General features: G+C 66.5%; 9 protein-coding genes and 1 pseudogene. 2 read left to right on the forward strand and 8 right to left on the reverse strand.

The genetic code is table 11. The features are described 5' to 3' along the window. Positions 1-62: 62 nt before the first annotated feature. From ACYX4P_RS05250 to kduI, 8 genes and pseudogenes are all read right to left on the reverse strand, one after another. A pseudogene (locus ACYX4P_RS05250) lies at positions 63-1,252 on the reverse strand (IS3 family transposase). Positions 1,253-1,647: 395 nt separating this feature from the next. Continuing rightward, positions 1,648-2,643, reverse strand: coding sequence for an alpha/beta hydrolase (locus ACYX4P_RS05255; RefSeq protein ID WP_248117989.1), 996 nt, complete (start codon positions 2,641-2,643; stop codon positions 1,648-1,650). Further along, a complete protein-coding gene (locus ACYX4P_RS05260; RefSeq protein ID WP_248117987.1) occupies positions 2,640-5,660 on the reverse strand; it encodes a beta-galactosidase in 3,021 nt (1,006 codons plus the stop codon). Before ACYX4P_RS05260 ends, ACYX4P_RS05255 begins: the two co-directional genes overlap by 4 nt. Then, a complete protein-coding gene (locus ACYX4P_RS05265) occupies positions 5,627-5,944 on the reverse strand; it encodes an L-rhamnose mutarotase (RefSeq protein ID WP_248117985.1) in 318 nt (105 codons plus the stop codon). Before ACYX4P_RS05265 ends, ACYX4P_RS05260 begins: the two co-directional genes overlap by 34 nt. Before the next feature lie 86 nt (positions 5,945-6,030). Beyond that, positions 6,031-7,239, reverse strand: a complete 1,209-nt coding sequence (locus ACYX4P_RS05270) for a rhamnogalacturonan acetylesterase (RefSeq protein ID WP_248117983.1) — start codon at positions 7,237-7,239, stop codon at positions 6,031-6,033. A gap of 28 nt (positions 7,240-7,267) precedes the next feature. Next, positions 7,268-8,326 carry a PfkB family carbohydrate kinase gene (locus ACYX4P_RS05275; protein ID WP_476070217.1) on the reverse strand — a complete coding sequence of 353 codons (1,059 nt, stop codon included), beginning with the start codon at positions 8,324-8,326 and terminating at the stop codon, positions 7,268-7,270. Between the two features lie 20 nt (positions 8,327-8,346). Further along, positions 8,347-9,105, reverse strand: coding sequence for a 2-dehydro-3-deoxy-D-gluconate 5-dehydrogenase KduD (kduD, locus tag ACYX4P_RS05280; RefSeq protein ID WP_248117979.1), 759 nt, complete (start codon positions 9,103-9,105; stop codon positions 8,347-8,349). A gap of 23 nt (positions 9,106-9,128) precedes the next feature. Then, on the reverse strand, positions 9,129-9,974 hold the full coding sequence (kduI, locus tag ACYX4P_RS05285; RefSeq protein ID WP_248118073.1) for a 5-dehydro-4-deoxy-D-glucuronate isomerase: 846 nt from the start codon (positions 9,972-9,974) through the stop codon (positions 9,129-9,131). Between the two features lie 307 nt (positions 9,975-10,281). On the opposite strand from kduI, the gene bglB reads away from it, so the two are divergent. Both bglB and ACYX4P_RS05295 read left to right on the forward strand, forming a co-directional pair. After that, on the forward strand, positions 10,282-11,388 hold the full coding sequence (gene bglB, locus ACYX4P_RS05290) for a beta-galactosidase BglB (RefSeq protein ID WP_248117977.1): 1,107 nt from the start codon (positions 10,282-10,284) through the stop codon (positions 11,386-11,388). 25 nt (positions 11,389-11,413) lie between these two features. Continuing rightward, positions 11,414-13,003 (forward strand): MFS transporter, encoded by a 1,590-nt coding sequence (locus tag ACYX4P_RS05295; RefSeq protein WP_248117975.1) that lies wholly within the window; start codon positions 11,414-11,416, stop codon positions 13,001-13,003. The last annotated feature ends 282 nt before the right edge of the window (positions 13,004-13,285 follow it).

Consider the following 13,285-nt stretch of genomic DNA (forward strand, 5'->3'; position numbering starts at 1 on the left):
ATCACAATCTGGAGAATGACAATGAGCGCCAAGGCTATTCGACGTGACGTGACCCCCGTTTCTCATCCAGCCATAACGAGAGTCCTTTGGTGATCTGAACTGGGGTTGGTGGGGTTGGCAAGAGGCCGGTCAGCGCAGCCTCCAACCAGCGCAGCGGACCGGCCGATCTTTCCGCTGAGCGCATCTGCGTAGGCCTGCGGCGTCAGCCAGCCGAGCTTCGAGTGCGGCCGGGTTTCGTTGTAGTCGCGCCGCCAGGTTTCGAGCACCGCACGGGCGTGCGGCAGGGATCGGAACAGCGTCTCGTTCAGCAGCTCGTCACGCAGACGGCCGTTGAAGCTCTCGTTGAAGCCGTTCTGCTGAGGCTTGCCCGGCGCGATGTAGTGCCAGCCCACACCGGCGTCGTCGGCCTAGGCCAGGATGGCGTTGGACGTGTATTCCGTGCCGTTGTCGCTGATGATCGTCTCGGGTCGCCCGCGTCGCAGGATGATGGCGTCCAACTCGCGCGCCACCCGTCGCCCTGACAGCGAGGTGTCGGCGACGAGCCCGAGGCACTCGCGGGTGCAGTTGTCGATCACCGTCAGGATGCGGAAGCGCCGCCCGTCCGTCATCTGGTCGGACACGAAGTCCAGCGACCAGCGCTGGTTTGCGACCAGAGGAATCTCCAGCGGCCGCCTTGTGCCCATCGCGCGTTTGCGCCCGCCGCGCCGACGCACCGTCAGCTTCTCCTCGCGGTAGATCCGCTGGACACGCTTCTTGTTGACCGCATGGCCCTCGCGCCGGAGCATCACGTGCAGACGTCGATAGCCGAACCGCCGACGCTCCTGAGCCAGGGCCTTCAGCCGATCGCGCAGGGCGCCGTCGTCCGGTCGCGTCGCCTGATAGCGCACGCTCGTCCGGTCCACGCCCAGCACCCGGCAGGCCCGCCGTTCGCTCATCCCGTAAGCCGACTGCAGGTGCGCCGCCGCCGCTCGATGCGCAGCGGGCGTCACCACTTTTTTCCCAGCAGATCCTTCAGCGCGACGTTGTCCAGCATCGAGTCCGCCAGCATCCGCTTCAGCTTGGCGTTCTCCTCTTCCAGCGCCTTCAGCCGCCGGGCCTCCGACACGTCCATGCCGCCATACTTGGCCTTCCATTTGTAGAAGGTCGGCGAGCTCAGCCCGTGCTTCCTGCACAGGTCCGCCACCGGAACACCGGCCTCCTGCTCGCGCAGGATCCCGATGATCTGCTCTTCCGTAAACCGTGATCGCTTCATTCTGTCCGTCCTTTCGAGGGGCGGACTCTAGCTATTCGTGGAGGAGTTTCAGGGGGTCACGTCATGACGCTTCGCCCTCGCTGCCCGATGACGGCGCTTACCAGAAACTAACCAGAAACGCATGAAAAAGGGCAGCATCTAGCTACATCAGCCGCAAACGAAGTGGCTCCACGGCTCAATCGTCGTCTGGATTTCTGTCAGAGCGCAGTTCGTTGACATCGAGGGGGTCACAGGTTCAATCCCTGTCGCGTCCACCATTTCCTTCTCTCAATGACAGATCGCCGACGGCTTGGCCGGGAGCCGACGTGCATCGTTCGTACAGGCTAGGCGAAGGCGGAGACCCTTCCGCGCCGCGATAGGGTCTTGCGTTCTGCTGGGCTGATGGGGCTCCAACGCTAGCGTGTGGGCGGTGTGCGATCGCGTTGCAGGAAGGCGTCGAACAGACCTTCCCACGCGGGCGGGCCTGACTGACCCGGATCGTTCAGGCCGTGGCCGCCTTTTTCGAACACGTGCAGTTCGGTGGGCAGGTTCTGGGCGCGCAGGGCCTGCCACAGCATCAGACTGTTCTCGACCGGCACCACGCGGTCGTCCGCCGCCGAGGCGATGAAGGTCGGCGGCATGTCGGCGGGTACATGGCGTTCGTTGGACCAGGCGTCGCTGGCGGCGTCCGTGGGTGCGGAGCCGACCAGGGCGCGCGTGGATGGGCCGTGGGCGTAGGGCTGGGTCAGGGTGACGACCGGGAACATCAGTCCGGCGAAGTCGGGCCGGGTCGGCAGGCGGTCGATAGCGTCGATGGGGGCGTAGGTCTCCTGGGCGAAGCGTGTCGCCAGCATGCCCGCCACATGGCCCCCGGCCGAGAAACCGGCGACCGCGACGCGGTTCGGGTCGAAACCCAGTTCCGCCGCGCGTGAGCGGACGATGCGGATGGCGCGCTGGGCGTCCTGCAGCGCGACGGCGGGACCGGCGGCCCAGCCGTCGCCGGGCAGGCGGTAATCCATGATGAAGACGGTGTAGCCCATCTCTGCCAGGCGCGCGTCGATGGCGCCGCCCGCCTTACTGACGGCGACGCGCTGATAGCCGCCGCCGGGGATCATCAGAATGGCCGCGCCATTGGGCCGGGCCGGACGACGCAGCATGATCCACGGATCGCGCACATGCACGAAGGCCGTGTCGTTGGGATCGCCGTTCGGGTTACGCAGCACGACCTGCTCCTGAACCGTCACCGCCTCGCCGCCCGGCGCGGCGCTGGGCCACAGGGGGCGGACCTCGAAGGGCGCGGACACGGCGGGCGTGGCCGAGGACGCCGTTTGCGAGCGGGCGACGGCGGGCGCAATGACGGCGCCCGCGCCTAACGCCAACAGAGCCCGACGCGGCAGGCGGGGTGCGGTCATCGCCGCCCCCCTTCCGTCGTGGTCTGAACGCCGCCGCGCACATTGCGCTGGGTGATCAGGCGAACGTCCTCCAGCACATTGCCGGGCGCCCCGTCGGTCGAGACGGCCAGGGCGATGCTGTTATGGCCGCGGGCGTTCAGTATGCCTTCCGGCAGGGTGAAGACCCGTTGCGGGCCGACGTTGGCGATGAACTGGCCCATGTGCCAGCCATTGACGAAGATCAGCACGCGATAGGCGGTGTCCGAACGCGGCTTGTCGATGTCGCCGAACGCCAGGGCGATGGAGGCGTCCTGGCCCTGGGGCACATTCAGGTCGAAGCCGGTGCGATACCAGGTTACGCCCGCCTGCAGGGGCTGACCGACCGTGGCGGCGCTCCAGCCCGTGTCGTCGAACTGCGGCAGGTGCCAGCCGTTGCGCTCGCCGAACAGACCGCCGTTGTTGGCGACGCCCCGCACGGTGTCCGTGAAGTCCTCACCGCCCTGACGGCCCTGGATCTTCCAGGCGACAGGCGCCGAGAAACCGGGGCCGCTGCGTGGTCCGACCGAGGCCGAGACCAGACCACGCGCCTCCTTGTGGAAGTCGTTGGCGTCCAGGTTCCAGTTGTGGCCGTTGTTGCGCACCATGACCGACAGGACGTGCGGACCCGGCGTGCGGGCGGCGGCGGGCAGAGTGAAGCGCGCCATGCCCGTGGTGATCGGGCGCGGCATTCCGGTGGGCAGTTCGTCCTGACCAACCAGTTCGCCGTCCAGGAACAGCTGCAGCATGCCTGCGCCGCCTGCGCCGTAGAACAGCTCGATCGTCTCGGCGTTCGGACCGCCCTCGAACCGGCCGCGATACCAGACGTCGCCTTCATGGAAGCCATAGGCGTCCATCAGCATGTTCGGCTGGCCGTCGGGGCGCAGGGTGTTGCTGGCGTAGGCGCGGTTGTCGATGGCCTGCCAGTCGCGGTCGTCGAAGTCCGGCTTGGCCTCGGGCGATCCGGGGGCCGCGCGCCAGTTCGTCAGAACGGGCAGGGCGAAGTCGGCCGGGCCGGGCAGGGCGGACCGGGCTTCCAGTCCGCCAGAGGCCGTGGTGCGGGTGGCGACGGTCGCGCCGTTCCAGCGGACGGACCGCACCGCCTGGGACGACCACAGCTCCAGCGGCGTCGCCTCACGGGTGTCGCCGGTCAGCAGCAGCTGGCCGCGGTCGATACGGGCGTGACGCAGAAGGGCCGGGCCGCGCACCAGGACATCGCCCTGACGCCAGAAGCGGGCGGCTTCCTTCTCTTCGCCGATCAGCAGCAGAAGGTCGGGACGGCCGCCGCCGCTGATCTTCACGCGGGCCAGACCCTGGTGGGCGTAGTCCAGCTTCAGGTCGCCGGCCGCCGCGTCGAAGGCGGAGCGAACCTGCCCCTCCAGCACCGTCACGGTCGGGGCCGAGGCGAAGCGCAGCATGGTCTGACCCGGCTCATCCTTACGGCCGTGGATCAGCACGACCGGCTGGCGCGCCGACGGCAGGACCGCCTGGACCTCGGACGTCGAATAGACCAGCCGCTGACCGGCCAGATCGACCCCCGCGACCAGCCATTTGGCGTCGAACCCGTTGAGCGTCATCGGCACGACATAGCGGCCATCGGGCAGGCTGGCGGTGACGGTGAAGTCGTCGTTCGTCTGGCCGTTCGACGGCTTGTGCGTGACCAGCAGGAAGCGGGCGTCCGTCTCCGGGCTGCGGTTATGATAGACTTGGATGTTCGGCGACGAGATTTCGACCGGCCCGGCGGGAATCATGCCGGCCAGATCGGGAACCGACTCCAGCAGGCCCGCCAGCTGCTTCATCTCCTCGGCCTTGGGCCGTATTTCGCGCGCCTCCGAGATGGCCGCGCCATAGTCGTAGCTGGTGAAGACCACGGGCGCCGCCAGCCAGCCCCAGCTGGTGCCGCCAAAGCCGACATAGATGCTCTGCAGCGTGATGCCGTTGGCCAGGTTCACGCCGTAGAAGACGCGCTGGAACCGTTCGCCGCGCTGGCGGGCGTTGCATTCATAGCCGCCGTTGGAGCCCCAATAGTCGAACCAGCCGCCGCCGATCTCGGCCATGAAGCCGGGGGTCGAAGGCGAGGCCGAGGCTCCGCCCTTGGCTCCGCCCGGACCATAGAAGCCCCAGTCGGGCGCCGCCGCGCCGCGCGTGACTTGGCCGCCTACTGTGCAGGTGCCGCCGGGATAGCCGTCGAAGGCGTAGAGGTCGACCGGACCGTGCACCACCTTGTCGACGGGCGAGGTCTCGGGCGCCCAATAGCCGTTGCGGCCCTGGTCGTTATGGAAGATCGGCACATTGATGCCGTCCGCCCGCGCCTTGGCGTACAGATGGTCCATGTAGCGGCGGTGCGCAGGCGTGGTCAGCGCCAGCTCGTTCTCGATCTGATAGAGGATGACCGAGCCCTGGTTGCCCTTGCCGTCGCCGTTGATCTGGTGGCGGGCGATGATGCCATTGATCTGGGTCATCCACTCGTCGGCGGCGGCCAGATATTCGGGCGAATCCGTGCGCGACGGCGCGCGCTGATTGACCAGCCAGCCGGGGAAGCCGCCGCGCGTCAGTTCGGCGTTGGCGTAGGGGCCAGGCCGGACGATGACGTACAGGCCTTCTTCCTCGGACATCTTCAGCAACAGATCCAGGTCGCGGATGCCGGTGAAGTCGTAAACCCCCTGTTTGGGGCTGTGGTATCCCCAGTCGAAATAGAAGGCGACGGTGTTGAACCCGCTCGCCTTCATCTTCTGCAGCACGTCGCGCCACAGCTCGGGGCTGGGCAGGCGGAAGGGGTGCATTTCGCTCGACCAGATGACCAGGCGCTTGCCGTCGATCATCAGGGATCGCGCGTCATAGGAGACGCGGCCGAAGGTCTGGGCGGGGGCGGTGAAATCGGCGGTGGCCTGGGCTGTCTGGGCGACGGCGGTCGAGGCTTGAACCAGCGGGGCGGCGGCGACGGCGGCCGCGAGAAGAAGCGCCCGCATCAGGCTTGATGGAACATCAGTTGCAGGGGCCATTCGCGCGGCTGGTCGCCGGGCAGGACCTCCATCAGGGGCGCCATATGCGTCCACCATTTCTTCATCAGCGGATGGTTGGGCAGGTCGTTCAGCGTATGGTCGTCCGCGCGGCGCAGCACCGCGAACAGGGACAGGGTCTCCTCATCCAGGAAGATCGAATAGTCGCTGACCCCGCTGGCCGTAAGCAGTTCGGCCAGTTCGGGCCAGATGGCGTCGTGACGCGCCTTGTATTCCTCGACCGCGCCGGGCTTCAGTTGCATGCGGAAGGCGTGAAGCGAACTCATGATTCCTCCAGTTCCGATTATTCGGTATTCTGTTTCACCATTTGGTAGTGGCTCCGACGTCGCGCGTCAAACGCTTCGCAGCGCGGTCAATCGCCGCGCGGGCGTTCCCGGCTTGCCGACAGGCTGGGGGCGATGTCGGTCTCGGACATCGGCGGAGCGTCGGGCGTGAAGGTGCGGAACTCGGGCGCGATGTGCGCCGCCAGATCCGGCGCCTTTTCGGCGAGTTGGGCGGCGACGGCGCGGGCCAGCAGCCAGGCCCCGGCATTGTCATGATGGGTGCGGTCCGCCCCGCCGTCGTTGAACAGGCTCGCCGCCTGATCCGGGCCCAGCGCCTCATAGATGCGGCGGGATGCGTCGTTCAGGTCGATCAGAGGCACGTCCTCTTCGCGCGCGACCTTGCGCGCCGCCTCGGCATAGGCGCCCAGGGTGTCCTGGATGCGTCCGTCGCGGAAGTTGCGCCGTTCGGGCGAGGTCACCAGGACCGGGTGGGCGCCGCGTCGCTTCGCCTCGGCGATGAAGACCTTCAGATAGGCGGGATAGGTAGTTTCAGGGTCCACATAGGTCTGGGGCCACTGGACCTTCTGATCGTTGTGACCGAACTGGATCAGCAGCCAGTCCCCGGCCTTCAGCGTGGTCAGAATCTTGGCCAGGCGCAGTTCGCTTATGAAGGATTTCAGCGTCTCTCCCGACTGGGCGTGGTTGGCCACGGCGATGTCGGGACCAAGCAGGGCTGGCAGCATCTGGCCCCAGCTGGCCGCCGGTTCGGACGGCTGGTCGGTGACGGTGGAATCGCCCGCCAGATAGATCACGGGCGCCTCGACCGGCGCGATGTCGATGGCGGCGACCTGTGGATGGTCCAGAAACTCCAGCGTCAGCCGGTCGTCCCAGGTGCGCGAGGCGAGCTCCTGCGGCGTCAGCACGACGGCCGCGCCGCCCGGCGCATTGGCGGGCGGCGCGGCCAGGGCGGGGCCGCGCACGGGAACGATGAAGCTGCGGGTCTGATAGACGCCGGGGGCGGTGACGATGTCGCGCGCCATCAGCCGCCGAGCCTCGGCCTTGACCGTGGTGCGCCCAGCCTGGGCGCTGCCGAAGCGGACCGTCACGCGATAGAGGCCCTCGGGGACGGCCGCCGAGAAGGCATAACCGTCCGGCGTCAACTGTGGCTCAAAGCCGTATCCGCCCGGCTGATAGGTCTGGCTGGGCTGGACCGCGATCCGATCCGGCGCGGTCGGCTGGGGCGCCAGGTCGAAACGCCAGGTCGATATCGTCGCCGCCATCAGGATCGCCGTCAGCATCGGGGTGTCTCTTTGGTGAGAGGACGGCCTATCGCCGGATGTCGAACCCGCCGTCGCCCATGGCGGCCTGAACCTGGTCGGCGGTGAACAGGTTGAAGTCGCCGGGGACCGAGCGTTTCAGCCCGGCGGCGGCCAGGCCGAAGTCCAGGGCCTGCTGATCCGCCCATCCGCTCCACAAGCCGAACAGGACGCCCGAGGCGAAGGCGTCGCCGCCGCCGACGCGGTCGACGACGCCGCTCAGGTGGATGGCTTCGGCATGGGTCTCGATGATGCTGTCCCCGTCGCGGGTCAGCATGACCGCCGACAGGGCCTGGTCGGCGACGCTGTCCTGAACCCGCAGGGTGCAGGCGATGCGTTCCAGGCGGGGGAAGGCGGCGAAGGCGGCCTTGGCGGCCTGACGGCGGCGCTCGGCTGGGTCGGGGCTGTCGAAGCGGGTCTTCAGCACCAAGGCGAAGTCGCGGTCGTCGGCGAAGGCGACGGTGGCGCCCGCCAGCATCTTGCCCAGTGTCGCGGGCGGATCGCCGTCCCACTGGTCCCACAGCTTGCCGCGGAAGTTGCCGTCATAGCTGACCTTCACGCCCATGCGGACGGCGGCCTCGATGAGGGCGACAGCGGCGGCCGAGCCGTTGGGGCCGGTCGCGGGCGTGACGCCCGAGGCGTGCAGCCACTCGACGCCGTCCAGCAGCCGGTCCCAGTCGAAGGCCGTGTGGACACGCTCCACGAAGGCCGAACCGGCGCGGTCATAGAGGACTTCGGACGGACGGCGCACGGCGCCGGGCGTCAGGAAATACAGGCCCATTCGTCCCGCCGTGAAGACGATGGGGGTGGTGTCGACGCCGTGCTTTCGCACCTCGTCGCGGGCGGCGTGGCCCAGCGCATTGTCCGGCAGGACCGTCGCCATCCGCGTCGGCGCGCCGAAGCGGGCCAGGGCCACGGCGACATTGGCCTCGGCCCCGCCCGGACGCACGGTCAGGGCGGGGGACTGCATCAGCAGTTCATTCTGATTGGGCGACAGCCGCAGCAGCATCTCGCCGAAGCAGAGGATGGCGCGGGAGGCGGCCGAGGGACCCGAGGCGGTGTTGGTCATGTCGGAACGCTAACCGTGTCTCAGCGCGCCTGCCAGCCGCCGTCGACCGGCAGGATGGCGCCCTGAACATAGTCGGAGGCCCGGCTGGCCAGGAAGACGGCGGCGCCGCCCAGGTCCGAGGGCTGGCCCCAGCGACCGGCGGGAATGCGGCCCAGGATCTCGGCCGACCGCACCGGGTCTTCACGCAGGGCCTGGGTGTTGGCCGTGGCGAAATAGCCGGGGGCGATGGCGTTGGCGGTGATGCCGTGCGGCGCCCATTCGTTGGCCATCAGCTTGGTCAGACCCGCCACGCCAGACTTGGACGCGGTGTAGGACGGCACGCGGATGCCGCCCTGGAAGGACAGCATGGAGGCGATGTTGATGATCTTGCCGCCATCGCCCTGTTTGATGAAGTGGCGGGCGACCGCCTGGCTCATGAAGAAGACGGTCTTCAGATTGATGTTCATCACCAGGTCCCAGTCGGCTTCGGAGAAGTCCACCGCGTCGGCGCGGCGGATCAGACCGGCGTTGTTGACCAGAATATCCACCCGACCCATGGCCTGAAGCGCCTCGGCCAGAACGCGCTCGACCGGTTCGATCGAGGTCAGGTCGGCGCTGACGGCGTGGGCGCGCCGGCCCATGGCCTGAACCTGGGCGACCGTATCGTCGGAATCGGACAGGGCGACCGAAACGATGTCGGCGCCGGCCTCGGCCAAGGCCAGGGCGATGCCCTGACCCAGACCCGTGTTGCCCCCGGTGACCAAGGCGACCTTGCCGGTCAGGTCGAACGGATTGCTCATGGTTGTTTCCTCTCCTGTTCGGATCAGCGCAGTTGGCAGATGTCGAGCTTGTGCATGTCGGTATAGTCGAGGTTCTCGCCGCCCATGCCCCAGATGAAGGTGTAGTTGGACGTGCCCGAACCCATGTGGATCGACCAGGGCGGGCTGATGACGGCTTCGCCGTCGGCCACGACGATGTGACGCGCATTGTCCGGCTCGCCCATGAAGTGGAAGACGCGGTCGTTCTCGCCCAGACCGAAATACAGATAGGCTTCGGAACGGCGGTCATGCAGATGCGGCGGCATGGTGTTCCACACCGAGCCCGGTTTCAGGACCGTCACGCCCAGCAGCAGTTGGCAGGACTTCACCTTCGCCGGGACGATGTACTGATAGATGGTGCGCTCATTGGAGGTCTCCAGCGACCCCATCTCCAACGGCACCGCCTCATCGATCGAAATTTTGGTCAGGTCGTAGCGGGCGTGGGCCGGCGTGGCGACTAGATAGAATCGGGCCGGCTCAGCGGCGTCCTTCGACGCGAAGGTCACTTCGGTCGACCCCATCGGCACATAGAGGCCGTCGCGGAAGGCCAGTTCGATGGTCTCGCCATCAACCGTCACCGAACCGGCGCCGCCGATATTGACCACGCCCAGTTCGCGGGCGTGCAGGAACGGCTTGCCCGCCAGGGACGGCGGCTCCGAATGGCTGGGCAGGCCCAGGGCGCCGTCCACCGGCATCGCCCCGCCCAGCACCATCCGCTCGTTGTGGGAATAGTTCAGGCTGACCTTGCCGGGCGTGAACAGCCCGCCGACCAGATAGCGATCCCGCAGCTGCTGGTTCGTGGCTCCCTCCATCATGTCCGGGTGGGTGGCCTGATAAATCTTGTCGTACATCGGATCGGACATGGCGTGGGTCTCGCGCTGGTTTGAGAGGGGCCGAGGCGTCTGACGTCGACGATCGATCCCAAGGCTATCTGAGAGCCGGCCGTCGCCTTGACGAGGCATTTCGGCTCACATAATGAGAGAGCTATATAAAAAATGGGACGGTGATGCCAGTCGCCGTTTCAAGGAATGGGGTGGAAACTGTCGGGGACGCCGAAGGCGCGCGATACGGCCTAGGCTGTCGCGCCAGCGGACAGACCCGCCTGCCGACGCCCGATGTTGTCTGAGCGACGGCGCCTCGGCGCCTTGGGAACCCGTCATGCCGAATCTGATCCACGACCTGCCTTACGCCGACGTCCGCGACGCCATCGCCCGCCTGCTGGACAATCTGGTGAACATCAAGGACGACACGGGCGAGTTCCTGCTGCGTCTGGAAGACGGTCGCGTCATCGACACCAAGGGCTGGAACGACTGGGAGTGGACCCACGGCATCGGCCTGTACGGCATCTACAAGCTGTATGAGCAGACCAATGATCAGGCGGCGCTGGACATCATGCTGAACTGGTTCCGCGACCGCTTCGCCGCCGGCACCCCCACCAAGAACATCAACACCGTCTCGCCCTTCCTGACCCTGGCCTATCTTTACGAGCAGACAGGCGACCAGACCTTCATCCCCTATCTCGACACCTGGGCGGAGTGGCTGATGGATGGTCTGCCCCGCACCGAGGAAGACGGCTTCCAGCACATCGTCTTCAACGACGAGAACCCGCAGGAACTGTGGGACGACACCTTGATGATGAGCGTCCTGCCACTGGCCAAGATCGGCCTGGTGCTGGGCCGCCCGCACTATGTCGAGGAGGCCAAGAAGCAGTTCCTCCTCCACATCAAATATCTGTTCGACCGCAAGACCGGCCTGTGGTTCCACGGCTGGACCTTCCTGGGACGGCACAACTTCGCCGACGCCCTGTGGGCGCGCGGAAACTGCTGGGTCACCATCGCCATCCCCGAGTTCATCGAGCTGCTGGACCTGCCGCCAGAAGACAGCCTGCGCCGCTTCCTGATCGAGACGCTGGAGGCCCAGGTGAAGGCCCTGGCTGAACATCAGGATGAGAGCGGCCTGTGGCGCACCCTGATCCCCGATCACGACAGCTATCTGGAGGCCTCGGCGACCGCCGGTTTCGCCTACGGCGTCCTGAAGGCGGTGCGCAAACGCTACATCAGCGCCGAATACGCCCCAATGGCGCTGAAGGCGGTCAAGGGCGTGCTGGCCAACATCTCGGATGACGGCGAGCTGCAGCAGGTGTCGTTCGGCACGCCGGTCTTCGACGACCTGCAGGGCTATAAGGACATTCCGCTGACCTCCATGCCTTACGGCCAGTCCCTGGCGATCCTGTGCCTGGGCGAATTCCTGCGTCAGTACATCTGACGCGCCGCGGTCTGGAGAAGCCGAGATGACGTCCACGGAACCGTCCGCCCGCATCCCGCGCTGGTACAACTACTGGGGCTGGGGCTCCGGCGACATGCTGGGGGCGGGCGCCCAGGCGGTGATCACCGGCTGGCTGTTCTACTTCTTCACGACCTTCTGCGACCTGACGCCGGTCCAGGCCGGCCTGATCCTGGGCCTGCCGCGACTGCTGGAGGCCATCACCTGTCCGCTGATCGGCTATGTGTCGGACAATCTGCGCCACACCTGGATCGGCAGGACGGTGGGGCGGCGCAAGATCTTCCTTCTGATCACCATTCCGCTGCTGCCCAGCTTCGCCCTGATCTTCATCAGCGGCCAGACCTTCGTCTATTATCTGACCGCCTTCATCTTCTTCGAGCTGCTGTACACGATGTTTCTCATTCCCTGGGAAACGCTCGCGGCCGAGATGACCAAGGATTACAAGGAGAAGGCCAAGTTTGCGGGCGCGCGCATGCTGATGGCCCAAAGCTCGGCCATCCTGGCCTCCTATCTGCCGACCCTGATCATCAACAACTTCGGCGGTCGGGATTCGGCCCAGACCTTCCTGATCATGGCGACCATCTTCGGCCTGTTGTTCAGCGCCGTTGTGATCCTGGTCGTGATCTTCACCTGGGAACGTCCGTTCACCGACGCCGAGAAGGCGGTGAAGGCCGAGCCGCCCAGCCTGCGCAAGGCGCTGCTGATCCCGGTGAACATGTTCCGCGACCTGTTCTCGACCCTGCGGATCCGGGCCTTCCGCCAGCATCTGTCGATCTATCTGGGCGGCTATATCTCTCAGGACATCTTCAACACCGCGTTTCCGATCTTCGTGGCGACCGTGATGCTGGGCGCGACGGTGATGATCTCGCAGATGATGACCGCCATGTATGTCGCCCAGCTGATCTCCGTGATGGTGGCGATCCATCTGGTCATCCGCATCGGGCCGGTGATCGCCTATCGGATCGCGGCGGGCTTCTTCACCGCCGCCCTGATGCTGTTGTTGATCTTCTACTTCGTGCGGCCGACGGTCGGGGGGCAGGATCTGTTCGCCCTGGTCAATCCGGGCTCAGGCGGGTTCAACCTGGGCGCCGCCTTCTGGCTGCTGGGGCCAATCGTCTTGGCGGGGCTGGGGCGCGGCACGCTGAATTTCGTGCCGTGGTCGGTCTACAACTATCTGCCGGACGTCGACGAGGCGGTCACGGGCCAGCGTCGCGAGGGCATCTTCGCGGGGGTAATGACCCTGGTGCGCAAGGTCGCCCAGTCCGGGGCCATCATCCTGACCGGCTGGATCATCGAGACCGGAGGCTATGTCTCGCCTAAGGCTGGCGCAGCGGGGGGCGTGGTCGCGCAGACGCCGGGGGCGGTGGCCACGGTCGCGGGGCTGCTGGTCGCCGGCCCGATCCTGGTCATGGCGGCGGGCGCGATCCTTTCGTGGTCATTCCGCCTAGATCAACCCAGCCACAAGGTCCTGATGAGCGAAATCGACCGTCTGCGGTCTGGAGAGACCGAGCCGTCCAGCCCAGAAGCCAAGCAGATCGTCGAAAGCCTGACGGGGTGGAAGTACGAGCGTCTGTGGGGCCGCAACCGGCTGGTGTGATTAAGTTTTTCTGAGCGCCATCTCTGATTTCCTAAAATGTGAGACGACAAATTCATATTTGGCACAAATCAGACCCGGTGCTATAGAGGGCTGGGTAGCGAGAATACGAGTCCGCAAAGGACCGCTGTCAGGAGGGAAGCGTGAATGGGCGCGTCTTCGCGTCCGGCGTCGATGGACGCTGACCGGAGCGCCAGCCGCAGATGATTTGCGGGCGTCGCAACGCCCGCGCCACAGCCTTCACACAATGCGCCGCCGGGGGGCGGCCGCGAGGGCGCCGCTCAA

The sequence above is a fragment of the Brevundimonas sp. ABV4_179 genome (assembly GCF_056311945.1).

Bases quoted from the DNA above. Each gene is read 5' to 3' on its own strand.
- ACYX4P_RS05255 (WP_248117989.1), bottom strand. From the start codon at position 2,643: ATGACCGCACCCCGCCTGCCGCGTCGGGCTCTGTTGGCGTTAGGCGCG.
- ACYX4P_RS05260 (WP_248117987.1), bottom strand. From the start codon at position 5,660: ATGGCCCCTGCAACTGATGTTCCATCAAGCCTGATGCGGGCGCTTCTT.
- ACYX4P_RS05265 (WP_248117985.1), bottom strand. From the start codon at position 5,944: ATGAGTTCGCTTCACGCCTTCCGCATGCAACTGAAGCCCGGCGCGGTC.
- ACYX4P_RS05270 (WP_248117983.1), bottom strand. From the start codon at position 7,239: ATGCTGACGGCGATCCTGATGGCGGCGACGATATCGACCTGGCGTTTC.
- ACYX4P_RS05275 (WP_476070217.1), bottom strand. From the start codon at position 8,326: ATGACCAACACCGCCTCGGGTCCCTCGGCCGCCTCCCGCGCCATCCTC.
- kduD (WP_248117979.1), bottom strand. From the start codon at position 9,105: ATGAGCAATCCGTTCGACCTGACCGGCAAGGTCGCCTTGGTCACCGGG.
- kduI (WP_248118073.1), bottom strand. From the start codon at position 9,974: ATGTACGACAAGATTTATCAGGCCACCCACCCGGACATGATGGAGGGA.
- bglB (WP_248117977.1), top strand. From the start codon at position 10,282: ATGCCGAATCTGATCCACGACCTGCCTTACGCCGACGTCCGCGACGCC.
- ACYX4P_RS05295 (WP_248117975.1), top strand. From the start codon at position 11,414: ATGACGTCCACGGAACCGTCCGCCCGCATCCCGCGCTGGTACAACTAC.